Below are 26247 nucleotides of genomic sequence, written 5' to 3'. Positions count from 1 at the left end.
TGCAAGCAACGGAGAACAACATGAGCCAAGCTCAAGCATCGCAGGGCGTGATCCTGCTCGAAGGCAAGGACCTCCCGGCCCATTGCCCCAACCCCAGCATGTCGGCCTGGAATTCGCACCCGCGCGTGTTCCTGGAACTGGACGCGCACGGCGCGGCCAAATGTCCTTACTGCGGAACCCAGTACCAGCTCAAACCGGGCACCGTGGTCAAAGGCCATTAAGATTCAGGTTTCGCACCAGACACGAGAGGGCCCACAAGGCCCTCTTTTCATCTGATCCGGAGATTCTCATGTCCCGCAACAAACTGATCCATGGTTCGCCCGATGAAATCGAAGCTGCCTACTACGACGCCCTGGCCCGCGCCGATCTGGACGCGCTGATGGACCTGTGGGCCGAGGATGAGGAAATCGTCTGCATCCATCCCGGCGCACAACGCCTGGTCGGCCATGCGGACATCCGCGCCGTGTGGGAAGACATCCTCTCCAACGGCGGCCTGCATATCCGCCCGCGCCAGCTGCACGCCACCCAGAACATGATGACCGCCGTGCACAGCGTGGTGGAAGACATCGACCACGGCGGCGAGCCGCAACCCGACGTGCACGTCATCGCCACCAATGTCTACCTCAAGACTGCCCTGGGCTGGCGCCTGGTGATGCACCACGCGTCGGTAGCCCCCGGTGCGGCACCGGTGGAGCCGGTGATCAGCGGGGCCATGCTGCATTGACGGCGGCCTGATTTATCCACAGGCGCTTGCGCCATCCGATTCCGAGCAAGGCTGCATCATGCTTTACGTCCCGCCCCGCTGGCTTCCCGGCGGCCATCTCCAGACCATCTATCCGTCCACCTTCCTGCCCAAGCCGCAGGTGGCCTACCGGCGCGAGCGCTGGGCAGCCCCGGATGGCGACTTCATCGACATCGATTTCGTCGATGGTCAGCCGGGACGACCGCTGCTGCTGCTGTTCCACGGGCTGGAAGGCTCGTCCGACAGCCACTACAGCCGCGCACTCATGGCCGAGGTAGAGCGGCGTGGCTGGCATGGGGCAATTCCGCATTTTCGCGGTTGCTCGGGTGAAATCAACCTGGCACCGCGCTTCTATCACTCGGGCGATAGCGCCGAGCTGGACTGGATCATCCGTCGCCTCAAGCTGCGCCAGCAAGACCTGGCCGCCACCCACCTGTACGCCTGCGGCGTGTCGCTCGGTGCCAATGCGCTGCTGCGCTGGCTGGGCGAATCGCAGCACGAGGCCGAGATCGTCGATGCCGCCTGCGCGGTATCGGCCCCGCTGGATCTGGCCGGTGGCGGCGCGGCCCTGGCCAGCGGCTTCAACCGGCTCTATACCTGGGTCTTCCTGCGCACCATGCGGCCCAAGTGCCTGGCCAAGCTGGAGCAGTTCCCGGGCCTGTTCGACCGCGATGCCCTGCTGTCGGCGCGCGATCTGTATGCCTTCGACAACGTGGTCACCGCGCCCCTGCACGGCTATCGCAATACCGAGGACTACTGGGACCGCGCCAGCGCCAAGCACATCCTGCACGACATCAGCGTGCCCACGCTGGTATTGAATGCGCAGAACGATCCCTTCCTGCCGGCCCGCCATCTGCCACGCTCGGCGGCGCCGGAAGTGGTGCTGGAATATCCCGAACAGGGCGGACATGTCGGCTTTGCCGCAGGGGGGCCGCCGGGCAGCCTGGCGTGGCTGCCGCAGCGACTACTGCATTTCCTCGAAGGCCGGGCCGAGAGTGCCTTCGACGTCCGCCCGGAGCTGGCCCATGGATGAGATCGTCCACCAGGCCATGGCCCGCTGGCCCAACGTACCGCACTGCTTCGGCTGGCTGCGGCTGGACGCGCGCGGCCAGTGGCGCATGCGCGATGAACGCGCGCAGCAACTGAAGCTGGCCGGCGATCCGATTCGCCACCCCGCCCTGCTGGCCTTCATCGAACGCAACTATGCCGTCGACGACACGGGACGCTGGTATTTCCAGAACGGGCCGCAGCGGGTCTATGTCGATCTGGAATGGATGCCGCATCTGCTGCGCACCCAGCCCGGCGCGGACCAGAATGCCCCCGCCCTGCTGCTGCATACGCAGGGCGCGGTGGAGCAGGTTGATGCCGCCTGGATGGATGAGCGCGGACGGCTCTATCTGCGCAGTGACCAGATCGTTGCCGGGGTCGATGACCGTGACCTGGCCAGCTTGCTGCCCTGTCTGCATCCGGCCGATCATGCCGACGAAGACGCCCTGCTGCGGTGGCTGGAGGGCAGCGACGATTTGACACTTTCCTTCATCTGGAAGGGACAGGAACTGGCGCTGCAACGCATCGCCAGCGACCACCTGGAAGAAACCTTCAGATTCGTCGCCACCCCCCGCCAGTACTGACTTTCCGGCCGGTGCTCAGCCGCGCTCTTTCAGATCTTTCTGCTCATCCTTCCAGCGCGCCTTCCATTCGCGCTCGAGGGCGTCGACCTGCGACTGGTCGTAGAAGGTCGCATCCGGTGCCTTGCGTGCAATTCCCAGCTGATCGATGGCGGCCAGCAGGCTGCCGTTGAGTGCATAGGATTGCGCCAGTGCCAGGTGCTGCAAGGCCTGCTTGCCCTGGGCGGCGTAGACCTTGGCCAGCAACTCCTGCACCTGGGCGTCCGACCGATACAGCTGTGCCTGGTCGCGCAGGTAGGCCACGGCCTGGTCATAGCGCCTGGCGGCGATCAGGGCATCGGCATACTGGCGCGCGATGGCGCGCGAGATGGGAAACTGCTGGCGCAAGGTCTCCGCCACCTGCAGAGCCTGCTGGGTCTGCTTGCGGGCGATCTTGATATCGATGTCCAGACTGCCGAAGAAGATGCCGGTCTTCATCGGAACGGCTGCCTCCTGCGCCTCCTTCAAGGCCGTCTCGGCCTGCTCGAAACGGTTCTGGCGATAGTAGGCGTAGGCCAGTCCGTACTTGGCGGCGGCCGTCATGAGCTTGGTATTGCCTTTGGCCTGGTCGGTGAACTTGGCGACGTTGTCGCGCAATCCCTGTACGCCGTCATTCTGCAAGACCTGGGTACGGGCGCGCGCCAGCTGGAATTCGGGGCTGTCCACCCGCTGCTTGTAGCGCTGCTCGCGGATGCGGGCCTGGATGTCGGCGATGCGTTCGGTGGTCAGCGGGTGCGTCATCAGGTAGGGCGGCACGGCATCGCTGTAGTTGCGCGAAGCCGCTTGCAGTCGACCGAAGAAGGTCACCATGCCGGACGGATCAAAACCGCCGTCGCGCATGATCTGCAGGCCGATGCGATCGGCTTCGCGTTCGGCGTCGCGGCTGAAGTTGAGCTGGCGCTGCACGGCCAGCCCGGTGCCGCCCATCATGGTCGCCATGGCGGCATCGCCCCCGGCCTTGGACACGCCGGCCAGTGCGCCCAGCACGATGGCGGCCAGCTGGATCATCGAATTCTGCTTCTGCTGGCCCAGCATGCGGGCGATGTGGCGCTGGGCCACGTGGCCGATTTCGTGCGACATCACACCGGCCAGTTCGGACTCCGACTGCGCCGCCAGCAGCAGCCCGCTGTTGACGCCGATGAAGCCGCCCGGCAGCGCGAAGGCGTTGAGCATGGGATCACGGACCATGAAGAACTGGAAGTCGAACCCCGCCTCGCCACGCACTTCAGGATGAATCGAGACCAGGTGCTGGCCGAAATTGTTGAGGTATTCCGAGACCGGACCATCGTCGACGTAATCACGATCGGTGCGGATGTCGCGCATGATCTCTTCGCCCAGCTTGCGCTCCATCAGTGGCGAGAGCCCTTCCCGTTCGGTATCGCCCAGCGTCGGCAAACCCTGGGCCACGCCGGGATGCGGCAGCAGCGTCAACGGGGCAGCGGGCAGCAAGAAACAGGCGGCACTCACGGCAGGCATGAGCAGGCGACGCAAGGGTCGGCGGGAAGGATCAGTCACGGTTCGCTGCATGGACCAGTCATCAATGTCGGACAGGAAAAAGGAGAGGCAGCGTGCGCTGCGGGCTGCCTGCTATGATACCCGCTCCTTTCCCTTCATTTCATCTTCAGTACATCACCATGAGCACATCCGGCGAACCCGCGCCCAACGGCGGCCTCACTCACTTCGACCAGGGCGGACAAGCGCACATGGTCGATGTCGGCGGCAAGAACGAGACTCACCGCGTGGCCCTGGCCACGGGCGTGATCCGCATGCAGCCGGCCACGCTGGCCATCATCGAAGCCGGCACCGCCAAGAAGGGAGACGTCCTGGGCATCGCCCGCATCGCCGCCATCATGGCGGCCAAGCGTACCGGTGAACTGATCCCGCTGTGCCATCCGCTGGCGTTGACGCATGTGTCGGTGGAGTTCGAGACTGATGCGGCCAGCTCATCGGTGCGCTGTACCGCGCGCGTGGAAACCTTCGGCAAGACCGGGGTGGAGATGGAAGCGCTGACGGCCGTCCAGGTAGGACTGTTGACGGTCTATGACATGAGCAAGGCGGTCGACAAGAGCATGGTCATGACCGATATCTGCGTGACCGAAAAGCGCGGCGGCAAGAGTGACATCAGTATGGCGCGGCCCTGAGCCGGGGCTGCGGTCCGATGCTCCCGTGGATAAGACAAACGCGCCCGAGGGCGCGTTTTTTCTTGCCGGAATCCGCAGCGTGCACCTGCGAATCAACCGCGGCAGTTGGCCGGTGCAAATTTGGCCGGCAGGGTACCGGCGACGAAACCGGTGTTGGGCGTGGCGCCTTCCGGAGTGGGGGCTTGCTTGACATCCTTGGCTGCGCACTGCCACTGAATGGTGCCGGAGGTGATGGTGGGCGTCAGTGTCAGGGTGCCGCCGTCACCCACGCGCGGGCCGTAGGTGATGGTGATGACGCCGCCCACGCCACGCTTTTCCATGGGAGAGACCTCGATCTTGCTGACGTTGTCGGTCGCCGTGAAGGCCGGCAGGCCCAGTTGCGCCACGGTGAAGACACCATTGTTGGAGCTGATCTGCTCGGTCACGGCCAGCTTGTAGGGCTCGGCCAGGTTGAAGCCTTCCGAAACGCGCGCACGGGCGATGTAGTCCTGATATTGCGAGGCGCCCAGCATCGCAAGAATGCCGATGATGGCCAGCGTGACCATCAGTTCGAGCAAAGTAAAGCCTTGTTGGGGGCGACGGGTGACGACGGGTTTCATGGGATCCTCGTAAAAAAGAAAAGGGCGTTGCCAGTATCGGCAGCGCCGGTCATGCGCACTAGCGAAAAAATTGCAAAGCTATCAGGTTTGTGGGGCCATGGCGCTGATATGGCTCAAGCAGGGAGAGCGGGCTTGGGCGGATCAGAGGGCAGGCCCCTGCCGCTCCTGCTTCCTGCGCTTGAGCGTGAAGCCGGTCAGCACCACCCCCAGCGCGCCGACCAGGCCCGGCAGACTCAGGTGGACGGCTGCCCCCGGCAGCACGAATTCGGTGTCGGCGATGAGGCCCTTGAGCCAGCCCTGCACGGCCACGTCGCTGAAGATCATGCCACCTGCGATGTAGCCCAGCAAGGCCGCGCCGAGGGTGACGATGACCGGGAATTTCTCCATCAGCTTCAATACCAGGGTGCTGCCCCAGACGATGATGGGGATACTGACCACAATGCCGAACACCACCAGCAGCAACTGGTGCTCGCCCGCCGCTTGCTCGGCTGCACTGGCGATGGCAATCACGTTGTCCAGGCTCATCACCAGGTCCGCCACGATCACCGTCTTGACCGCACCCCACAGGCGGTCACTGCCGTTGATGTCGGCGTGATCGTCGTCTTCATTGAGCAGCTTGATGCCGATCCACAGCAACAGGACGCCGCCGACCAGCTTCAGGAAAGGCAATTGCAGCATCGTCACGGCAAAGGCGATGAGCGCAATGCGGATGCCGATGGCGCCCACGGTACCCCAGACGATCCCCTTCATGCGCAGCTGGTCGGGCAGGTTGCGACAGGCCAGCGCAATGACGATGGCATTGTCGCCGCCGAGCAGGATGTCGATCAGGATGATCTGCGCCACTGCCACCCAGTTCAGGTTGGTCAGGAATTCCATGTATGTCCTCTTGGAAAAACAGCGCCTCGGATCGGGCACATGGCTGGATGACCGCGCCGTGCGCGATGAGTGCCCGCCCTTTAGGGCAGCTCTCCAAAAATGACATGGGGAGCCGGAGCTCCCCATGCTGGTCTTGCGGGTACTGATCTTGCTGCTGTGGCTGGTTCAGCCAGACGCCGATTACAGCACGGACTTCAGCAGACGGCCCATTTCGGACGGGTTGCGGGTGACCTTGATGCCGCACTCTTCCATGATGGCCAGCTTGGCTTCGGCGGTGTCGGCACCACCGGAGATCAGGGCACCTGCGTGGCCCATGCGCTTGCCCGGGGGCGCGGTCACGCCGGCGATGAAGCCAACCACCGGCTTCTTCATGTTGTCCTTGATCCAGCGCGCAGCGTTGGCTTCGTCAGGACCACCGATTTCACCGATCATGATGACGGCATCGGTTTCCGGATCGTCGTTGAAGGCCTTCATGACGTCGATGTGCTTCAGACCGTTGATCGGGTCGCCACCGATACCGACGGCGGAGGACTGGCCCAGACCCAGGGCGGTCAGCTGACCCACGGCTTCATAGGTCAGGGTGCCCGAGCGGGAAACCACGCCGATGCGGCCCTTCTTGTGGATGTGGCCGGGCATGATGCCGATCTTGATTTCGTCCGGGGTGATCAGGCCGGGGCAGTTCGGGCCCAGCAGCAGGGTCTTGGAACCGGCCTTGGCCATGCGGTCCTTCAGGGCCAGCATGTCGCGCACGGGGATGCCTTCGGTGATACAGATGGCCAGGTCCAGCTCGGCTTCAACGGCTTCCCAGATGGCAGCAGCAGCGCCGGCGGGCGGCACGTAGATCACGGAAACGGTTGCGCCGGTGGCGTTCTTGGCTTCGGTGACGTTGGCATAGATGGGGATGCCTTCGAAGTCTTCACCGGCCTTCTTCGGGTTCACGCCTGCGACGAAGGCATTCTTGCCGTTCGCGTAGTCGCGGCACATGCGGGTGTGGAACTGGCCGGTCTTGCCGGTGATACCTTGGGTGATGACCTTGGTGTCTTTGTTGATGAGGATCGACATTTCTCTTCCTTGACTGTGATGCCTGCGCCGCGGGCGGCGCCTGGGCTGCAATGGCTTGCAGCCGGCGGCTCGCGCCGCGCAGGCTTGCGTGTTGGGTTACTTACTTGGCAGCTGCCACGACCTTTTGGGCGGCTTCTTCCATGGAATCGGCCGAGATGATCGGCAGACCGGAATCGGCCAACAGCTTCTTGCCCAGGTCTTCGTTGGTGCCCTTCATGCGGACCACCAGGGGCACCTTCAGCGAAACGGCCTTGGAAGCCGCGATCACGCCTTCGGCGATCACGTCACAGCGCATGATGCCGCCGAAGATGTTGACCAGGATGGCCTTCAGTTCGGGGTTCTTCAGCATGATCTTGAAGGCTTCGGTGACCTTCTCGGTGGTGGCACCGCCGCCCACGTCCAGGAAGTTGGCCGGCTCGCCGCCGAACAGCTTGATGGTATCCATGGTGGCCATGGCCAGGCCGGCGCCGTTGACCAGGCAGCCGATGTTGCCGTCCAGGGAGATGTAGGCCAGATCGAACTTGGAGGCTTCGACTTCAGCCGGATCTTCTTCGTCCAGGTCGCGGTAGGCGACGATTTCCGGGTGACGGAACAGGGCGTTGGAGTCGAAGTTGAACTTGGCGTCCAGGGCGATGACCTTGCCGTCGCCGGTCAGGATCAGGGGGTTGATTTCAGCCAGGGAAGCGTCGGTTTCCCAGTAGGCCTTGTACAGACCTTGCAGGTTCTGGCGGGCAGCCGGGATCGATTCGGCAGGCACGCCGATCTTGGCGGCCACGTCGTCGGCTTGCGCGTCGGTCAGGCCATCGATCGGATCGATGATGACGTTGTGGATCTTTTCCGGGTTGCTGTGGGCGACTTCTTCAATGTCCATGCCGCCTTCGCTGGAGGCCATCAGCACGACCTTTTGCGAAACGCGGTCGGTCACCAGGGAAACGTACAGTTCCTTCTTGATGTCAGCGCCTTCTTCGATCAGCAGGCGACGGACCTTCTGGCCTTCAGGGCCAGTCTGGTGGGTGATCAGCTGCATGCCCATGATCTGGTTGGCGTATTCCTTGACCTGCTCGATGGACTTGGCCACCTTCACGCCACCGCCCTTGCCGCGACCGCCTGCATGGATCTGGGCCTTGACGACCCACACCGGGCCGCCGAGCTTCTGGGCTGCCGCTTCGACTTCGTCGACCGACATGCAAGGAATGCCGCGCGGCACGGTTACGCCGAACTGGCGCAGGATTTCTTTACCCTGATACTCATGGATTTTCATGGGAGCTTCCCTTTAGACACTGAATGAATGAAACTTGCCGGATTGAAATTCGGTAGCCGGCATCGAGCCGGCCGACCAGAAAGCAGACTGCAACCCGCAGGCGGGTGTCGCATCCGTTGCCGGATGGAGTCGGGCGCAGGCGTGAGCTGCGCGGGTTGCGAGTGAATTCGTAGAATTGGGCATGTTCATGCCGTCTGCTTTAGTTGGTCTGATATTCGAAACGCGCCAGCTTGCGCCGAAGCGTTCGCATTATCCATTCCTGCTCCTGACGTGGGCCTTGCACCGTTGCGCCGTTTTAACGAACCGGCAACATGCAGTATCTCCTCAGGCTTGCGCGCCGCAGCAAAAACTTCCGAATTCTAGCACACGCCACGCAGCCTGTTGGCTGGTAGCGCTATCAGCAACTGCAAAGCCACTGGATTACCATGTGACGGGATCAGGACGGGCTGTCCTGGCGGATTTTGTGAGAACAACGGGAAAGCTGTACCGAGCAGGTCTATCCTGCTATTGGCGCTGTCAGAGGGCGTCTTCATCATCCGCCCAGGCCTTCTGGAAGGCTTCGCGGATGCTGCGATGGGAAAAGCCGCGCTGCTGCAGGAAACGCATCTGTTTCGCCCGGGTTTCGGCATCCGCTGGGGGGGCGTCATACTTGCGGCGCAACACCTGCGCGGCACGCTCGCCCTCGCCTGCCGCCAGATCGGCCTTCAATTCGGCAATGGCTTCACCTTCGATGCCGTGACCATGAAGCTCGGAAAAGATGCGCTGATTGCCGTAACGCGCCGAGCGACGATGCACCAGCGATTCGGAAAAACGTTCCTGGGAGAGAAAACGGGATTGCTCCAGCCATTGCAGGAGGGCTTCGATGTCATCGCCCTCTTGCGCGTAAGGGGCAAGCTTACGCGCAAGTTCCAGGCGACTATGCTCACGTGAAGAGAGATATTTGAGCGCCCGTGCTTTCAGGCTGATCGGGGGTCTTGGCATGTTGCGAACTTGCAGTACTGCGGTATTGCCTCTCTCCGAGACCGCCAACACGGCGCGGCACAGAGAGATCAACAAGCACCATCACGACCTCCAAGGCTCAGGCAAACCCTGTCGCCGGGATAGCGCTTGAATCCTTTAGGCGGGGACTCAGGAAGCCTTGGCTTCCGCTTCGCCACCGGCCAGTTCCGGCACGCCCAGGGCGACGCGGACCTTGTTCTCGATTTCGCGGGCCAGTTCCGGATGTTCCTTGAGATAGTTGCGGGCGTTGTCCTTGCCCTGGCCGATACGTTCGCCGTTATAGCTGTACCAGGCGCCGGACTTCTCGACTACCTTGTGCTCGGAACCCAGGTCCAGAATTTCGCCTTCGCGGGAAGTGCCTTCGCCATACAGGATGTCGAAGTGGGCTTCGCGGAACGGCGGCGCGACCTTGTTCTTGACGACCTTGACCTTGGTTTCGCTGCCGATGACTTCGTCACCCGACTTGATCGACCCGGTGCGGCGGATATCCAGGCGCACGGAGGCGTAGAACTTCAGCGCATTGCCGCCGGTGGTGGTTTCCGGGTTGCCGAACATGACGCCGATCTTCATGCGGATCTGGTTGATGAAGATGACAGTGGTGTTGGTACGGTTGATGCTACCGGTCAGCTTGCGCAGCGCCTGCGACATCAGGCGGGCCTGCAGGCCGGGCAGGGAATCGCCCATGTCGCCTTCGATTTCAGCCTTGGGGGTCAGCGCGGCCACGGAGTCGACCACGATCAGATCCACGGCACCCGAACGCACCAGGGCGTCGCAGATTTCCAGGGCCTGTTCGCCGGTATCTGGCTGCGAAATCAGCAGGTCGTTCAGGTTCACGCCCAGCTTCTGGGCGTAGGTGACGTCGAGGGCGTGCTCGGCGTCGATGAAGGCGCAGGTACCGCCCAGCTTCTGCATCTCGGCGATCGACTGCAGGGTCAGGGTGGTCTTGCCGGAGGATTCCGGACCGTAGATCTCGATGACCCGGCCACGCGGCAGGCCACCGATGCCCAGGGCGATGTCCAGGCCCAGGGAGCCGGTGGAAACGGCCTGGATTTCCTCGGCGATGACGCCGTCTTCCATGCGCATCACCGAGCCCTTGCCAAACTGCTTTTCAATCTGTGCCAACGCGGCGGCCAGCGCCTTGCTCTTTTCAGAGTTGTTCGCAGCTTTTTTGTCGTCCATAAATCTCTCTCGGCAAAATGTCGTGAAGACGGGTGTCAGGGGGAGGTCTTGCTGATAGGTCTTGCTGATGTTGCTCGGCGGCAGTGGATGACCGCCCCGATAGAGCGATACTGTATAAAAAAACAGTGCCCGGTGCAAGCCTTTTTCTCGGCTCTCGATTCATCCCGAGGCGAAAACCACAATTATACGAGAGCCCGCCCAGCCAAAAACTTCATAAATCGCAGAGGAATGATGCGTGGAAGGAAAAAAAGCGGCACACTCGCGCATTGGTAGGAATAATTGGTCAGCCGAGGTCAACTGGCATGCAATCGTCGTCATCGTGCACGATATTGCGCTGCGGCAATCATGCTGCCCTGGCTTTCCGCAATCCCGAACAGATCGTCTCACAGATCGCTTTACAGAACGTTCTCATGAGTTTAGTGCCTTTCAGCCATATCAGCGCCCTGCGCTGCCTGGTCATCGACGACATGCCGACGATGCGCCAGAACATCCGCATGCACCTCGGGCAGCTTGGCGTGACCAAGGTCGACCAGGCCGCCACGCCCGACGAAGCGATCCGCTTCGTGCAATCCGGTACCTATGACCTGATCATCTGCGACTACAACCTCAACAAGGAAAGCAACGGCCAGCAGCTGCTGGAGTTCTTCCGTACGCAGAACATGCTCTCGCCGACCTGCATGTTCATCATGGTGACCGCCGAGAGCGGCTACAACCTGGTAGCCAGCGCAGCCGAGTTCCAGCCCGACGCCTACATGTTGAAGCCGCTGACGGCCAGCCGCATCGCCGAGCGCGTGGACCGCCTGCTGGAAAAGCAGCACGCCATGCTGCCGGTGACCGAGAAGATGAAGCGCAAGGACTTCGCCGGTGCCATCCTCGAATGCGACAGCGTGCTCAAGGCTGCGCCCAAGTGGATCGTGGAAATCATGAAGACCAAGGGCACGCTCTTGATCGAGCAGCGCCGCATCGACGAGGCGCGCGAGGTCTACAAGCAGGCCCTGGCCATGCGCGACGACCTGGTGTGGGCCAAGATCGGACTGGCCCGCTGCAATATCGTGGCCGGCCAGATGGATGATGCGCGCGTGATCGTGGAGGACGTGCTAGCGCAGAACAAGCAGTTCATCGCCGCCTACGACCTGCTGGCGCAGATCGACGAAGCCCAGGGCAACCAGGAAGGCGCGCTGGAGGCGCTGACCAAGTCCTCCGAGATCATTCCCTCGGCGCGCCGCAGTCGGCTGGTAGGCGACGTGGCCTACCGCAGCGGCCACCTGGATCAGGCGCGCGAAGCCTATGACCGCGTCCTCAAGCACACCAAGGGTTCGCTCACGGCACAGCCGACCGACCTGCTCTCGCTGGCCCAGGTCCACATCGACAGCGGCGATCCCGATGCCGCCCTGCGTCTGCTGGAAAGCGCGCCACGTCGCTACGAGGAATCCAACATCTTCGTCTCCGCCCAGGCCGCAGTGCAAGCCCAGGCCTACGTTCAGTTGGGGGATACCATTTCGGCCCAGCAGGCCTTCGAGACGGCCCGCCAGGCCGCCGGCAAGGAAGCCTCGGATACCGCCACCCTGGCCCTGGCCAAGGCCGCCTTCTCGATGGGCAAGGACGAGGAAGGCGCCAAGCTGATCGCCGAGGCAGTCAAGTCCGACCACGAGAACAAGACCCTGCAGATGCTGGCGCGCAAGGTGCTGGCCGATACCGGTCGCGCCAACCTGGCCGAGGAACTCATCGACGGTGCCGTCAAGCAGTGCATGAGCATCATCGCCGAAGCCAATGCCTTGATGCGCAGCGCCAAGCCCGACGAGTCGCTGGCCAAGCTGGAGGAAGCGCTGGCCAGCATGCCCGAGAACACCGGCGTGCTGCTGGCCTCGGCCCAGTTGCACCTGCTCTGGATGAGCCAGCGCGGCTGGAACGAAGACTATGTCAAGCGCGTGCGCCGCTACCTGGCCACCCTGGACCGTCTGATTCCCGGCAACGATAGAGTCGCCAAGATGCACAAGTTCCTGCGCGACACCCTGACCAAAGTAGCCCCGAAGAGCTGACCATGGATCCCAAGCTTGCCGCGATCATCATTCACGACATCAAAAACTCCCTGGGCGTGCTGGAGGGGGAATTGCGCCGCCTGTCCGACGACGTGCCGCGCGTCCAGCAGGCCCATGTCACCTGCCTGGCCCTGCAGGAAAAGCTGATCGCCTTCCTGACCCTCTACAAGGCCGACTCCCAGGGCCTGCGCGCGCAGGTCGAGGCGGTCTCGCCGCTGGACTTCCTCGATGCGCTGGTGCGCGAGCACGGCGTGGCCCGCAGCAGTGACATCCTGCTGCAGGTGGACGAAACCGACATGCCGCTCATCGGCTTCTTCGATGAACACCTGGTGGCACTGGCGCTGGAAGCGGCACTCCAGAATGCCAGCCGCTTTGCGCGTTCGCAGATCGCGCTGGGCTGCCGCAAGCATCCGGAGGGTGGGGTGATCTTCACGGTACGCGACGACGGCCCCGGCATCGGCACCCAGGAAAAGAAGCCCTCCACCGGACTGGGCATGGACTTGTGCAATGCGATTGCCACCGCCCACAACAAGGAGACCCGGCACGGGGAAGCGCGGCTATCCAATCATCCCGAGGGCGGTGCGCTGTTCGAATTGTGCCTGCCGTAAGTCCATGGGAGGTCCCCGGGCACCAGCACCACTAGCACCACAAGCACCACAAGCACCGCCAAGGCGGTGCTTTTTTATTGGCGAGCAGCAACAGGAAGGAAAAGGACGGGAGCGCAGAGGAAAGCCGCGCCATCTGGGCGGTTCCGGGCCGAAATGAAGAGAAATTCAGGCGCGCAATGACAAACGAAGTGAACAAAAAAAACCGCCGGCAAAAGCCGGCGGTAAAACGGACTGGCGACGCTCATCCACTAACCGCCGCCTTCCGCGCCAAACAAATACGTACTACGTGAACGTTCTTGCCAATTCTTGCAGGCTACTGGCCCAGAGCTCAGGCCTGGACTGCATCGAGCTGCTGGATACCTGCCAGCACCCAGCCGCCCTGACCGGCAGCCGGCTTGGACAGGTTCCAGATCTCGGCGAACTGGACTGGCGAGGCGGTCGGGTCTTCCTTGATGAAGCCGAAGAACTTCACGCTGGCAAGGTAATCATTGCCCACCGTTTCCACGCCCAGCACTTCCGCATCCAGCGAGACCACATCGGTCTGATTGGCGACCGCACCGCGTTCCTGGATCTGCAGGCGCAGCTCGGCAAACATCTCGGGGGTGGTGAATTCGCGGATGTCGTTGATGTCAGCCTTGTCCCATGCCGCTTGCAGGCGGATGAAGTAGGTCTTGGCATTGCGCACGAAGCCCACGGTGTCGAAACCGGCCGGGATGCCGTAGGCAGGGGCTGCCTCGGCGTTGCCGAAACCGCCACCAAAACCGCTCTGGGTGGTCGCTGCGGCGGACTGGTCGGTCTTGAGCATGGAGCCGATCTGCGGCGTGGCCGATTGGGTATCAGCTGCTTGCGGTGCGGCGCTGGCCCAGGCCGGTGCCGGTTGCGAGGCTTGTGCCGACTCCGACTTGCGGCGGAACATGCGGATGACGAACATGATCGCCAGGGCGATCAGGGCCACGGTCAGGATGGTGCTGATCATGCTGGCCAGTGCGCCACCCAGGCCGAAGTGCGACAGCAGCGCGCCCAGACCCAGGCCCAGCAGGGCGCCACCCAGCAGGCCCTTCCACATGCTCGGTTTGGCGGCTGCGGCAGCCGGAGCCGCAGCAGGAGCGGCCGGCTTGGCAGCGGCGGCCTGGTTCTGCTGCATCGGGGCAGGGCTCTGCGCCTGACGGCTGGCGCTGGAAGACTGTTTGCCGATCGAACCGCCACCGCCAAGACGCTTGGCTTCGACGGCCGACATGCCAACAGACAGCGTCATGACCGCCACTATCAGCGCGACAAATGCTTTTTTCATGCTATCTCCTAGAGGATTCTGATGATGTGATGCGGTCACATCGGCCGTGATTCTGGAATGTCTGGAACAGGTGTGCCCGGCGGGATCAGCAGCGGCGCGGGCAGGCCGGCGCTGGTCGCACACGCGCAGGATCCTGCTGTCGCACGACGCGAAGCCTCAGGCAATCAGGGGCAGTTCAGCGGGCGCAGCAAGTCCTGTCGCGCGTGGCGACGGAATCAGGCCCGGGGAGGACGTCCTGCGCGCGGCAGGAACGGGGGTTGCAGGGCGGCATCGCTACGCAGAGCGGGCGCCAGGCGGGAGGTTTGCGGCACCATGGCCAGGGATTGCATCAGCACGGGCTCGTCACCGATGCCGGCGTGCGTGGAGAAGTCTTCACCGTTGTCGGCATAGCCGGTGCTGTCGTCGTCGTTGCCAGCCACGTCGGAGAGCGCGGCATGGGACTGGTCCTCACCCACGGCGGGGGCCTGGTCGGACAGGGAAACGGTCTTGGAAACCAGATGCTGGGTCGCCACGGCGGCTTGCACCGGGGCCGGTACCGAGAAGTCGGTGGCGGCCATCGAGCTGGCGTACGTCAGCACCGCTGCAAAAACTTGCACCGGTAACAGACAGATCAGCAGGAGGACCCACAAACGTTTCATCAGATTTTTCCAGCAATGGATGCGAGAAATTATATCAACAAAAATTGCGCCGTCAGCAAGTAAATCTTGCTGACGCTCACTACTATAAGGCCTAAGCGCCCAACTTCAATGACCCGCCTTCAATTGTTACACTTAAAGGCAACAAGATGACCTCCGTCAAGGACAGGCTGCCTCAGGATATCCCTGATTTGCATTGAGATTGCAATTAGTGGAATATGAATGAAAAGCCAGCACAATAATTCAACCATCCGAGACATTTCAGCCGGGCCGCCCCGCTGACCGATTCCTATGCGCATCCTCCTTGCTGAAGACGACAGCGTACTGGCCGACGGCCTGACCCGTTCCCTGCGCCATTCCGGCTATGCAGCCGACTGTGTCAAGAACGGGGTGGAAGCTGATTCGGCCCTGTCCACCCAGGATTTCGACCTGCTGATCCTGGACCTGGGCCTGCCCAAGATGTCCGGTCTGGAAGTACTGCGCCGCCTGCGCGCGCGCAATTCGCGCCTGCCGGTGCTGATCCTGACGGCGGCGGACTCGGTCGAACAGCGCGTCCAGGGACTCGATCTCGGTGCCGATGATTACATGGCCAAGCCCTTCGCCCTCTCCGAACTGGAAGCGCGGGTGCGCGCCCTGACCCGGCGCGGTGCCGGTGGTGGTCCGACCGTCATCCGGCATGGACCGCTGTCCTTCGACCAGGTCGGCCGCATCGCCTACATCGGCGAGCAGATGCTGGAGCTGTCGGCACGGGAACTGGGCCTGCTGGAAGTATTATTGCAACGTACGGGTCGCCTGGTCTCCAAGGAACAGCTGGTGGACCACCTGTGCGAATGGGGAGAGGAAGTCAGCAACAATGCCATCGAGGTCTATGTCCATCGTCTGCGCAAGAAAATCGAGGTCGGCGGCGTACGCATCGCCACCGTGCGCGGACTCGGCTATTGCCTGGAAAAGCTGCCCGAGACCGGTGCCGCACCGCTGGCAGTCTCCAGCGGCGCGGCTTGACGGCGCGCCCTGCGCGGCACTGGCCCCGACAGCCGCGCGCTGAGAACCGATGACCGCGCGCGATCCCTCCCCTGCGGCTGCCTCACCTGCCGAGCCGGCACAGGAGGCGCCTGCCGCCCCAGCCCCCCGCAAGAAACGCCGCGCCGCCCTGGCCACGCAGCCGGTCGAACGCATCCAGCGTTCGCTCTTCGGCGAGATCCTTGACTGGATGCTGGCGCCGCTGCTGCTGCTATGGCCGATGAGCATCGCCATCACCTATCTGATTGCACAGTCGATCGCCAACCAGCCCTTCGACCGCGCCCTGGAAGACAGCGTGACCGTGCTCGCGCAGCAGGTCTCCGAAGTCAATGGCAAGGTGGTGGCGAGATTGCCGGTGTCGGCGCGCGACCTGCTGCGGGCCGATGACATCGACAACATCTACTACAAGGTCACCGGCCCCAACGGCGAATATGTGGAGGGCGACGTCGACATGCCCCAGCCACCTGGAGAAGATGAGCGCGCCACGCTGGGCACGGTGCAGTTCCGCAATGACATCCTGCACGGCAGCGACGTGCGCATCGCCACCCTGCAAGTAGACCTGCGCCGCAGCCCGGCCCAGCGCGCTGCCCAGCACGAGCCGCGCCTGGCCACGGTGCAGGTCGGCGAGACGCTGGAAAAGCGCGCCCAGCTGGCCAATGAAATCATCAAGGGCGTGATCCTGCCCCAGTTCGTGATCCTGCCGGTGGCGCTGGCGCTGGTGTGGTTCGCGCTCTCGCGCGGGCTGTCTCCGCTGTCGGAATTGCAGCAACGCATCCGCGCACGCCGCCCCGATGATCTCTCCCCCATCGATTCCGGCCAGGTCCCCGAAGAAATCTCGCCCCTGGTGCGCTCGCTCAACGACATGCTGGCGCGGCTGTCGCAGACCATCGCCATCCAGAAGCGCTTCATCGCCGATGCTGCGCACCAGATGAAAACCCCACTGGCCGGTATGCGCATGCAGTCCGAACTGGCGCTGCGCCAGGAGGACCAGGACGACGTGCGCCGCTCGCTGGAGCAACTGGCCAAGAGTTCGGAAACCGCCACCCGCCTGGTCAATCAGTTGCTCTCCCTGGCACGTGCCGAAAACCAGCAATCACAATCCGGTGGCATGTTGCCGCTGGAACTCAACGAACTGGCGCGCAGCGTGGTGCAGGACTGGGTGCCGATGTCCTTCACCCAGCGCATCGATCTGGGTTTCGAGCAGCCCGATCACCCCATCCTCATCACCGGCAATGCGGTGATGCTGCGCGAACTATTGTCCAACCTGCTGGACAATGCCCTGCATTACACACCGCACGATGGCAATGGCCGGGTCACGGTGCGCGCCCGTACCGACGAGGGCGGTGGCCTGGCCATCCTCGAAGTGGAAGACAACGGTCCCGGCATCCCGGCCGCCGAACGCACCAACGTCTTCGAGCGCTTCTATCGCATCCTCGGCACACCCAGCACCGGCAGCGGCCTGGGTCTGGCCATCGTGCGCGAGATTGCGCAGCAGCATGAGGCCGCAGTCGAGGTCACGCACAATCCGCGCAGTACCGATCCTCGCTACCCGGGCAGCCTGTTTCGCGTGTGCTTTCGCATGATGCCGCACACGCCCTTCTTCGACGACATCACCTGACATGGACCACGGCGCCCCTCCCAACGACCCCGGCAACCAATGGCACCGCACTCGCCGCATGACGGCCTGGCTGCTGGCACTGTGGTTCCTGGCCACGTTCTTCTTCATCTATTTCGCGCGCGAGCTGGATCAGGTACACCTGTTCGGCTGGCCGATCTCCTTCTACATGGCCGCGCAGGGCATGATGCTGGTCTACCTGGCCATCGTGGTGATCTACCTGCGCCGCATGCGCCGCATCGAACAACTGGTCAGACGTGAACAAGGTGAGCCCTGGCATGGAGAGTAACAAGGATTTCTTCCGGCGCCTGTGCCGTTACTACGGCCTCTACACGCTGGGCTTCATCATCTTCCTTTGCGTACTGGCCATCCTGGAGCACGAAGGCATGCCGCGCTCATGGATCGGCTATCTGTTCCTGTTCGTCACCATCGGCCTGTATGCCGGCATCGGTGTGGTCTGCCGCACCTCCGACGTGCCCGAATACTATGTCGCCGGACGACGCGTGCCGCCGCTGTTCAACGGCATGGCCACCGCCGCCGACTGGATCTCGGCGGCGACCTTCATCAGCCTGGCCGGCGGCCTCTACCTGCAGGGCTTCGACGGCCTGGCCTACATCATCGGCTGGACCGGCGGCTACTGCCTGGTGGCCTTGCTGATCGCACCCTACCTGCGCAAGTTCGGGCAATACACCATCGCCGATTTCCTCGCCGCGCGCTATCCGGGCAAACCCGGCAGCCACGGTGTGAACGTGATCCGCATCCTGGCGGTGGCAGCAACCATCCTGATCTCCTTCACCTATGTGGTCGCGCAGATCTATGGCGTGGGCCTGATCACCTCGCGCTTTACCGGCATCGACTTTTCCATCGGCATCTTCCTCGGACTGGCCAGCATCCTGGTGTGCTCCTTCCTCGGTGGCATGCGCGCCATCACCTGGACCCAGGTGGCGCAATACATCATCATCCTGTTGGCATACCTGATCCCGGTAATCTGGCTGTCGGCCAAGCATGCCACCGTACCGGTACCGCCGGTGGCCTATGGCGCGGTGCTGCCCAAGCTCTCGGCGCTGGAACACCGGCTGGAGAGTGATCCCAAGGAACAGGAAGTGCGTCAGATCTTCCAGGCGCAGGCCGATGACTACGACCGCCGCCTGAAGCACCTGCCGCAGTCCTGGCTTGACGGCCGCGTGGAAGCGCAGAACCACGCCGACCAGGTGCGTCGCAATACGCACGCCTCGCTGGCCGACATCAAGGCCGCCAGCCGGGCGCTGTCGGCCTATCCCAAGTCGCCCGAGGAAGCCGAACGCAAATGGACCGAGGCGCGTGCGGCCAATCTGGCGCGAGCGCAGCCACCGGTGTCGCAGACCGAACCCTTCCCCGGGCGCGACCAGCAAAGCTCGGACATCAAGCGCAACAACTTCCTGGCGCTGGTGTTCTGCCTGATGCTGGGCACCGCCGCCTTGCCGCACATCCTCATGCGCTACTACACCACGCCCACCGTGGCGGGGGCGCGCAGTTCGGTATTCTGGACGCTGTTCTTCATCATGCTGATCTACCTCACCGTGCCGGCGCTGACGGTACTGGTGAAATACGACATCTACACCTCGCTGGTGGGCAGCAGCTACAGCCATTTGCCGGACTGGGTGTATTACTGGGCCAACATGGACAAGCTCAATCCGCTGGTCTCCATCCATGATCTCAACCACGACGGACTGGTGCAGCTGGGCGAGATTTCCATGGATGGCGACATCATCGTGCTGGCCATGCCGGAGATCGCCGGGCTGCCGTATTTCGTTTCCGGACTGGTGGCCGCAGGTGGCCTGGCCGCGGCGCTGTCGACGGCGGACGGACTGCTGCTGACCATCTCCAATGCCCTCTCGCACGACGTCTATTACAAGGTGGTCGACCCGAGCGCCTCCACACAGAAGCGCGTGACCATCTCCAAGCTGCTCTTGCTGGTGGTGGCCTTGCTGGCGGCCTATGCGGCCTCGCTCAAACCGGGCGACATCCTCTCCATGGTCGGCGCAGCCTTTTCGCTGGCAGCCTCCACGCTGTTCCCGGCACTGGTGCTGGGGGTCTTCTGGAAACGCGCCAACCAGCCCGGAGCGATTGCCGGCATCGTCTGCGGCTTCCTCATGTGCGTGTATTACATGCTGCATACCAATCCCTCCTTCGGCGGCAGCGTGGCCGGGCAGTGGTTCCATATCGCACCGATCTCGGCAGGCATCTTCGGCGTGCCGGTCGGCATCGCCGCCATGGTCATCGTCAGCCTGCTCACTCCGCCGCCGGATGAAGCCACCATCGCGCTGATCGATCATATCCGCACGCCCTGAGCAGAACCGGCTGAGGCCGGCGCGCATGCTGCGCTCCGGTTTTGGACAATTTCCTTCATCCAAGCTTCTCCCCCTGCCTGCCGCGGTCCGGCCGACGGGGGCCTTTGTGCTTTCCTTCACAAAACACGATTTTGTTCGCTTACCGCACAGATGCGCAATGACCGAACACATTCGTTCGGCATTGTTTTATACTTTTCGCACAAAAAAACAAAACAGCCGTACCACCCCAACAATCAGAAGAGAGAGACATGAGACCGCAAACCCCTGCCCTGGACGTCCAGGCTTTCATCAACCGCGAGCCCTTCTCGCGTTATCAATGGCTGATCTTTGCGCTGTGCTTCTTCGTCGTCCTGCTGGACGGCTTCGACACGGCTGCCATCGGCTTCATCGCCCCGTCGCTGCTCAAGGACTGGGGCATCGCCAAGCCGGACCTGGCGCCGGTACTCAGTGCCGCCCTGTTCGGCCTGGCCGCCGGTGCGCTGACCTCAGGTCCCTTGGCCGACCGCTATGGCCGTCGCAAGATCTTGCTGCTGTCGGTACTGGTGATGGGCACCGCCTGCATGGGCTCGGCCTTCGCCGGCAACCTGCAGGAGCTGACCATACTGCGCTTCCTGACCGGCCTCGGCCTGGGCGCGGCCATGCCCAATGCCGTCACGCTCACCAGTGAGTACAGCCCGGCGGCCCGCCGCGCCATGCTGACCAATGCCATGTTCTGCGGCTTCCCGCTGGGAGCGGCGCTGGGCGGCTTCCTGGCCGCGTGGATGATCCCGCTATGGGGCTGGCGCAGCGTGTTGATGCTGGGTGGTGCCGCTCCCCTGCTGCTGTTGCTGGTGATGCTGCCCAGCCTGCCGGAGTCGGTGCGCCACATGGTGGCCAAGGGTTACCCGGCCGGGCGCATCGCTGCGGTCCTGCGCCGCATCTCCTCCTCGGCGGCCAATGTCAGTCGTTTCACCCTGACCGAGACCGGCCCGCAGGGCGACGTCGCCAATGGCAAGAGCGGCATCGCCCTGCTGTTCGAGCCGCGCTATCTGATCGGCACCTGCATGCTGTGGCTGGCTTACTTCATGGGACTGGTGATCTTCTATGCGCTGGTGAACTGGATGCCGGTGCTGTTCAAGGATGCCGGCCTGGCCCCCAAGACGGCCACGCTCATTTCGGCGCTCTTCCCGCTGGGCGGCGTGGGCGCCATCCTGTTCGGCTGGCTAATGGACCGTTACAACGCCAACCGCGTCATCGCCATCGGCTTTGCCGCCACGGCCGTGGCTGTCTTCGGCATCGGCCAGGCGGTGGGCAACGTGGGCGTACTGACGGTGGTGGTGTTCGTGGCGGGCACCTTGATGAATACCGCGCAATCATCGCTGCCGGCGCTGGCCGCCGCTTACTATCCGACCCGTGGCCGTGCCACCGGCGTGGCCTGGATGCTGGGCGTGGGCCGCTTCGGCGGCATCGCCGGTTCCTTCCTGGTGGCCGAACTGACGCGGCGCCAGTTGGGCTTTGGCGAAGTATTCGCGGTGGTGGCCACGGCTGCATTGGTCTCGACCGTGGCACTGCTGGTCAAGCAGGCTTCGGACCGCAACCGTCCTGACGGCGGCAAGCCGCTGATGGTCGCCGATGCCGGAGCGCACTGACCTGCCAGCCTGAAATGAAATGGCCACTGATCTCGCGATCAGTGGCCATTCTTTTTGCGTACTCATGTGACACCATAACCGTTCTACCGTGGGCTGATACCAAGAGGAGGAAGTCATCCTGGCGGTGAATATTGCGATGATGTCAGGCTGGAAGAAGAGCGTTTCTGCGTGCCGAGCATAGCCCACACGCAACTTGCCTGCTATTGACTTGCCTGGCTCATGCGCGGCATTTGCATCGTATCCTGCATCTGTTTGATGCGGGCGGCATTGGCATCGTCTTGCTTGCGGGTTTCATCTTCTTCCTTGGCATCGGTCACGCCGAAGGCATCGGTCGCACGCGTCTGGAAATAAAGCGTCGAAGACAGCAAGTGATCGTGCCAACTGGTCAACATCGTGTCGTGCACCAGCAGATCGAACAGCGCCATGACATCGTCCGGCAGTGTTGTCTTGCCGCTGGAGGCTGCGATCCAGGCGTCACCCAATAGGAACTCTTCGGGGCTCATCAGGGGGCGGGCGGGGCGGTAAGTCGGCGGCATTCCAGGCGGACTCATTCCCTTTGCCCGCCAGGGGGCTTCACGTTCATCCATCAATTTTTGCCATTGGCTCTTGCGGCGTGGCTCATCATCGATCCGCTTTTGCTCTTGTGCGCGCATCTCGACGATTTTTTTGGACTCGGAATCAAGCCGTTCCCACACGCTGACGAAAGGACGATGCGCTTCATAAATCGTCTTTTGCATCGTACTCTGATCGTCCTGTTGCGCCTTGAATAAGGCACCTGTGGCTCGCCCGTAGCGCTCCTGATCGAATGGCTTTGCGGCTCGTGCTGCCTCGAACTCCGCCTGCGCGATCTCGACGCGTTTCTGTTTGGCGCGTTGCGCCGCCTTCACTTCATCGGCGTGACTGGTCACCGAAGCGCGAAACTCCGGCGATTGATATCGCACCGCCAGCCATTGAATAAACACCTTCATGTGCGCGACAAAATCAAGACCTTGCGTACGCGGAACGATCTTCCGGTACGCGGCTATCAGGTCCATCATCTGGTAATTGGATTTGCCGTCGTTGATGGGGGCTGCCAGCGAAAACTTCAAGAAAGTTTCTCGTTTATATTTCACAAGATCTTCCATCCTGTCGAGCATCACGCCCGCCATCAGTGCTTCGTTGAGCATATCGCGCAAAGCTACCCGCTGCAGTTCTGCGCGAAATCCCATCGAGCCATCAGGCGCACCACCCGTGATGTCTTCGCTGGTACCCGGATAGAGAAACTGCTCGCCACGGGTTTTCTCGAGACTGTCGAGCCGCTGATAAAAACGCAGTTCATGGGCGGCGGCAAAATGCACGCATTTCTTGACGGCTGGCGGCACGCCTAGCGGACGGTCGCCGAAATTTTGCTTGACCATGCCCACCAAGGGCAGAAAACCGATCAGCTTGTTTTCTTGGATCAGTGACGATACAGCATCGAACATGCCGAGAAACTTGATGTCGATGGCGTCGCCCTCGATGGCCAGATCTTCTGCATTGGCGCGCTTGTATTTGCGCGCCAGTTCATTGACGAACGCGCGTGCGATGACTGCGCCGCGATCCGCCCCAAATACGGAAACCTGAATCCGTTGCACCTTTGGGATCTGAGCCTTGGCATCCTTCCAGGCAGCCTCGAACTGATCAAGTGCGGCAGTCAGCCTGGCATCCACCCCTGTTCCAAACACGGTTGAGGCGGCTCTGCTGTCTCTCACCAAGGGAATGGAGTCCACGATCAGATCGGAAAAGACCGTTTTTGCCGCAGCCCAGCCTGCCTTCAACGGATTTTTCCTGGCGTCATACAGCAGGCCGCGCACCGATGCCTTGCCGCGCGTCACCCACTCGTTTCCCTCGGCCAGGCGCAAGACATTGCGAATGTTTTCGGGTGCTTCCTTGATATCCTTGATGATGTCCTTGTAGGCTTTTACGACAGGCCTGAACGACATTTCCGACAATGAATCCTTTAGGGCCTTGGTTCCGATCTTGGTCGGAGAAGCCAGCTTTGCGACACCATCCAGCTTGTCTACGCCTGTTGCCTCCTTGGCGGTCGACTTTGCTTTGTCCATCACCGCCTTGCCGGCGTTTGTCGCGACCTTCAATGCGCCGGAGATAATGGCGTTGCTTGCGGCGTCATCATTGAGGGGCGTACCTAACCCGGAGTAGTAAAACGGATACCAGAATTCATTCGGCGTGTCTTTTCTTCGATCATCCTTGTTATCACGATAAGCCTCCCATAAGCGGCAAATGTTGGAGTAGCGGGAGCTGGCCGGATCATCCAAATCTCTGGAGCGCCCGAAACCGTCAAAGAAAAAACCTATGTGTATGTCACACTGGCATGCAAGCTTTTCCGCATTTTTTGTTGCAGCAATATGGCTGGCCATTCCAAGAACGACATTGGGCGGCGTCTTATCCGCAGGACTCAAGGCTGAAGCATTTGCAGTGTTTGCGTTAGCCATTGCTTGCCTCGGTTTTTACATGTTCAAACTTGCCAGCCTTTATTTCGCTTCGCGTCGCCTCAGGGAGGGCTTTTAGTTCTCGTGCGAATTCGCCGGGTTTTCCTCTCGTGGAGCTAATGATTTTTTTTACCAAAGGATGTTGATCAAAATCCTTGTTTACCAACAAGGTGTAATAGACATATTGTTCAAGATCATCCGAATTTTCTAAGTGATACTTCACCCAACCCTCGGCTGCTATTTTTGCGACTCTCCGAAAATCGGTCCACCGTCCCTCTTCGCCGCCTGGATTGATCTGACTAGGATATTTCTTTTTCAGTCGATAATTTACTTCTGAGAAATCAATACGAGAACCTCTCAAGTCCGTTCGAAACTCAAATTCGATGTGATCGTCCGGATAAAAATGCAGACCTAGTATTCTGGTGCCAGGTCCTCCTTTGACTTCAGTGGGAGGTACATGCACCTCTGTTCTTTTCTCTATGTATTTAATCGGAGCATATACACTCTCACCCTCATCGACGTCATACACCCGCCAGTCAACGGTAAATTCTGTTCCTTTCAACGAGTAACAACAGCTAAGACGGCCCTCTCCGGAACCGGGCGGCAAATCTCCACCGCCGCTGGCCCTGTTGCCGTATTTGTCCGTGACGACAAAACGGCTCAAGTTATATGGCGTGTAATTAAACCCCTCAACACTCAAGCCCTTATAGGTCGGTTCTGATGAAAAGGCATCACAACCGGCCAATGAGACCAGCAGCGCGAGACACAGCGAGACGAGACCTGTTTTTTTCATGCTTTTTCCTTGAAACCAAGTTGGTGTGCCGTTCAGCTGTGCCGCCGACGGCGATCCATGGAGGACGTATATTTTTTCTGATGTTGCCCGTGATTGAACATGTCGATGCGCCTTGACGGGCGTTTTGACGGTGCGCGATGTCGATTGTTCCCGCGGCACGGGAATTCATGGTGCGCGGCGTGAAGGCTGCGCGAGGCGCGCAAGGCTGGCTTGGGAGCGGGAACGCGAGAGAATCTAGAACCCATTCATAAATAGGCGTCAGATGCGTTCTGCCCAGATAAGTAGAAAGGCATTCCACGGAAATCCGTGATGGGCCATTTTTCTTGGGTTCGAAAAGAACGCCCCGGCTCAGATCGACAGCTGCAAACCCTGCGCTTCCTCCCCTGGCAACACCGTCACGGCCACCTGCATGCTCTGCTGTCCCCCGCCGATGAGCACGCCGCGCAAGGGCGAGATGTCGAGGAAATCGCGTCCCCAGCCCAGCGTGATGTGACTGGTATCGGGGAAGACGCCATTGGTCGGGTCGGCATCGATCCACGTCCCTTCGCCACCGTCCGCACCGGGGCAATACACCGAGACCCACGCATGCGAGGCATCGGCACCGATCAGGCGCGGCTGCCCGGGCGGCGGTTCGGTCAGCAGATAACCGCTGACGTAGCGCGCGGCCAGTCCCATGGAACGCAGGCAGGACAGCATCAGATGCGCAAAATCCTGGCACACGCCACGGCGATTGACGAAGACTTCGGTCACCGGTGTGGAGACGGTGGTCGCCGCCGGATCGAAAGCGAATTCCTCATGGATGCGCATCATCAATGCGCGCACCCCCTCCACCACCGACAGGCCGGGGCTGAAGCACTCGGCCGCATAGCGGATGAACTCGCGCTTGATGCGCACGTGCGAGGATTCGAACAGGAAATTGGACGCCTCCAGCATGCCCGGCGCCATCAGGCGCCCGCCGTGATAGGCCATCACCGTGACGGCTTCTTCCCACGGCATGCCCGGCTGCGGCTGGTCACGCGGCGTGAGCGCAACCCAGGAATCGGCCTGCACATCCAGGCTGGTGTGATCGGTATCGAGCGAGAAAGCCTTGATGATATTGCCGAAATTGTCCTCGTAGCTGCGCACCAGTTGCGGCCCCGGCAGGATGTTGACGGTGTGCGAGAGACACTGCTGCCACGGCAGTTCGCGCGGCGTCAGGTGCAGTACCTGATGCGACAGCCGCACCGGCAGCGAATACTGGTAAGTGGTCTGGTGATGGATGCGGTAGACGTAGCGTTGGTGGCGGGCAGTCATC

The 26247-nt window shown here is 61.9% G+C and carries 24 protein-coding genes; 12 read left to right on the top strand and 12 right to left on the bottom strand.

From position 1 onward, the window contains the following. The first annotated feature begins 20 nt into the window (after positions 1–20). The 4 genes from GWL_RS00810 (at position 21) to GWL_RS00795 (ending at position 2373) form a co-directional block, all read left to right on the top strand. A complete protein-coding gene (locus GWL_RS00810; protein ID WP_008325571.1) occupies positions 21–221 on the top strand; it encodes a zinc-finger domain-containing protein in 201 nt (66 codons plus the stop codon). Positions 222–289: 68 nt separating this feature from the next. After that, positions 290–724: a nuclear transport factor 2 family protein gene (locus GWL_RS00805; protein WP_008325570.1), complete on the top strand. Its 435-nt coding sequence runs from the start codon at positions 290–292 to the stop codon at positions 722–724. A 58-nt stretch (positions 725–782) separates the two neighbouring features. Beyond that, positions 783–1775 carry a YheT family hydrolase gene (locus GWL_RS00800; protein WP_008325568.1) on the top strand — a complete coding sequence of 331 codons (993 nt, stop codon included), beginning with the start codon at positions 783–785 and terminating at the stop codon, positions 1773–1775. Continuing rightward, positions 1768–2373 carry a DUF2946 family protein gene (locus GWL_RS00795; protein ID WP_008325564.1) on the top strand — a complete coding sequence of 202 codons (606 nt, stop codon included), beginning with the start codon at positions 1768–1770 and terminating at the stop codon, positions 2371–2373. Before GWL_RS00800 ends, GWL_RS00795 begins: the two co-directional genes overlap by 8 nt. A 15-nt stretch (positions 2374–2388) precedes the next feature. Here GWL_RS00795 and GWL_RS00790 read toward each other — a convergent pair whose 3' ends face one another. Beyond that, complete coding sequence (locus GWL_RS00790; RefSeq protein ID WP_008325562.1) at positions 2389–3936, bottom strand: M48 family metalloprotease; 1548 nt, start codon at positions 3934–3936, stop codon at positions 2389–2391. A gap of 107 nt (positions 3937–4043) precedes the next feature. Here GWL_RS00790 and moaC point away from each other — a divergent pair, with 107 nt between their 5' ends. Then, the gene (gene moaC, locus GWL_RS00785; RefSeq protein WP_034349663.1) at positions 4044–4550 is read left to right on the top strand and encodes a cyclic pyranopterin monophosphate synthase MoaC; all 507 of its coding nucleotides are present in this window, start codon (positions 4044–4046) and stop codon (positions 4548–4550) included. Between the two features lie 92 nt (positions 4551–4642). Here the strand turns inward: moaC and GWL_RS00780 are convergent, their stop codons facing one another. From GWL_RS00780 to recA, 6 genes are all read right to left on the bottom strand, one after another. Beyond that, the gene (locus GWL_RS00780; protein ID WP_008325560.1) at positions 4643–5149 is read right to left on the bottom strand and encodes a pilin; all 507 of its coding nucleotides are present in this window, start codon (positions 5147–5149) and stop codon (positions 4643–4645) included. A 141-nt stretch (positions 5150–5290) separates the two neighbouring features. Further along, positions 5291–6025 carry a TerC family protein gene (locus GWL_RS00775; RefSeq protein ID WP_008325559.1) on the bottom strand — a complete coding sequence of 245 codons (735 nt, stop codon included), beginning with the start codon at positions 6023–6025 and terminating at the stop codon, positions 5291–5293. A 180-nt stretch (positions 6026–6205) separates the two neighbouring features. Further along, positions 6206–7087 carry a succinate--CoA ligase subunit alpha gene (gene sucD / locus GWL_RS00770; protein WP_008325558.1) on the bottom strand — a complete coding sequence of 294 codons (882 nt, stop codon included), beginning with the start codon at positions 7085–7087 and terminating at the stop codon, positions 6206–6208. Positions 7088–7187: 100 nt separating this feature from the next. Next, a complete protein-coding gene (gene sucC / locus GWL_RS00765) occupies positions 7188–8348 on the bottom strand; it encodes an ADP-forming succinate--CoA ligase subunit beta (protein WP_008325557.1) in 1161 nt (386 codons plus the stop codon). Between the two features lie 516 nt (positions 8349–8864). Beyond that, positions 8865–9329, bottom strand: coding sequence for a recombination regulator RecX (gene recX / locus GWL_RS00760; protein ID WP_008325556.1), 465 nt, complete (start codon positions 9327–9329; stop codon positions 8865–8867). A 147-nt stretch (positions 9330–9476) separates the two neighbouring features. Next, the gene (gene recA, locus GWL_RS00755; RefSeq protein ID WP_008325554.1) at positions 9477–10526 is read right to left on the bottom strand and encodes a recombinase RecA; all 1050 of its coding nucleotides are present in this window, start codon (positions 10524–10526) and stop codon (positions 9477–9479) included. Positions 10527–10936: 410 nt separating this feature from the next. On the opposite strand from recA, the gene GWL_RS00750 reads away from it, so the two are divergent. Further along, positions 10937–12565 (top strand): tetratricopeptide repeat-containing response regulator, encoded by a 1629-nt coding sequence (locus GWL_RS00750; RefSeq protein WP_034349748.1) that lies wholly within the window; start codon positions 10937–10939, stop codon positions 12563–12565. A 2-nt stretch (positions 12566–12567) separates the two neighbouring features. Then, on the top strand, positions 12568–13173 hold the full coding sequence (locus tag GWL_RS00745) for a sensor histidine kinase KdpD (RefSeq protein ID WP_008325551.1): 606 nt from the start codon (positions 12568–12570) through the stop codon (positions 13171–13173). 328 nt (positions 13174–13501) lie between these two features. Here the strand turns inward: GWL_RS00745 and GWL_RS00740 are convergent, their stop codons facing one another. Together GWL_RS00740 and GWL_RS00735 are read right to left on the bottom strand one after the other, a co-directional pair. Further along, on the bottom strand, positions 13502–14464 hold the full coding sequence (locus GWL_RS00740; RefSeq protein WP_008325550.1) for a Tim44 domain-containing protein: 963 nt from the start codon (positions 14462–14464) through the stop codon (positions 13502–13504). A gap of 215 nt (positions 14465–14679) precedes the next feature. After that, complete coding sequence (locus GWL_RS00735; protein ID WP_034349661.1) at positions 14680–15102, bottom strand: hypothetical protein; 423 nt, start codon at positions 15100–15102, stop codon at positions 14680–14682. Positions 15103–15390: 288 nt separating this feature from the next. Here GWL_RS00735 and GWL_RS00730 point away from each other — a divergent pair, with 288 nt between their 5' ends. The 5 genes from GWL_RS00730 (at position 15391) to GWL_RS00710 (ending at position 21692) form a co-directional block, all read left to right on the top strand. Beyond that, the gene (locus GWL_RS00730) at positions 15391–16101 is read left to right on the top strand and encodes a response regulator transcription factor (RefSeq protein WP_008325548.1); all 711 of its coding nucleotides are present in this window, start codon (positions 15391–15393) and stop codon (positions 16099–16101) included. 49 nt (positions 16102–16150) lie between these two features. Continuing rightward, positions 16151–17737, top strand: coding sequence for a sensor histidine kinase (locus GWL_RS00725; RefSeq protein ID WP_008325547.1), 1587 nt, complete (start codon positions 16151–16153; stop codon positions 17735–17737). Between the two features lies 1 nt (position 17738). Beyond that, complete coding sequence (locus GWL_RS00720) at positions 17739–18023, top strand: DUF4212 domain-containing protein (RefSeq protein ID WP_034349659.1); 285 nt, start codon at positions 17739–17741, stop codon at positions 18021–18023. Then, complete coding sequence (locus GWL_RS00715) at positions 18013–20064, top strand: sodium:solute symporter family protein (RefSeq protein WP_008325544.1); 2052 nt, start codon at positions 18013–18015, stop codon at positions 20062–20064. The genes GWL_RS00720 and GWL_RS00715 overlap by 11 nt, the downstream gene beginning before the upstream one ends. 248 nt (positions 20065–20312) lie before the next feature. Next, entirely contained in the window at positions 20313–21692 is a 1380-nt protein-coding gene (locus GWL_RS00710) for an MFS transporter (RefSeq protein WP_008325542.1), read from the top strand. 200 nt (positions 21693–21892) lie between these two features. Here the strand turns inward: GWL_RS00710 and GWL_RS00705 are convergent, their stop codons facing one another. From GWL_RS00705 to GWL_RS00700, 3 genes are all read right to left on the bottom strand, one after another. After that, positions 21893–24163, bottom strand: coding sequence for a phospholipase effector Tle1 domain-containing protein (locus GWL_RS00705; RefSeq protein WP_034349658.1), 2271 nt, complete (start codon positions 24161–24163; stop codon positions 21893–21895). Next, positions 24156–24953 carry a DUF3304 domain-containing protein gene (locus GWL_RS22830; protein WP_081486010.1) on the bottom strand — a complete coding sequence of 266 codons (798 nt, stop codon included), beginning with the start codon at positions 24951–24953 and terminating at the stop codon, positions 24156–24158. The genes GWL_RS00705 and GWL_RS22830 overlap by 8 nt, the downstream gene beginning before the upstream one ends. 348 nt (positions 24954–25301) lie before the next feature. After that, on the bottom strand, positions 25302–26246 hold the full coding sequence (locus GWL_RS00700) for a transglutaminase family protein (protein ID WP_008325534.1): 945 nt from the start codon (positions 26244–26246) through the stop codon (positions 25302–25304). Position 26247 lies beyond the last annotated feature (1 nt).

Origin of the sequence: Herbaspirillum sp. GW103, from assembly GCF_000261365.1 — a bacterium.
Classification (GTDB): Bacteria; Pseudomonadota; Gammaproteobacteria; order Burkholderiales; family Burkholderiaceae_D; genus Herbaspirillum.
This window is presented reverse-complemented; position numbering and strand designations above follow the sequence as displayed.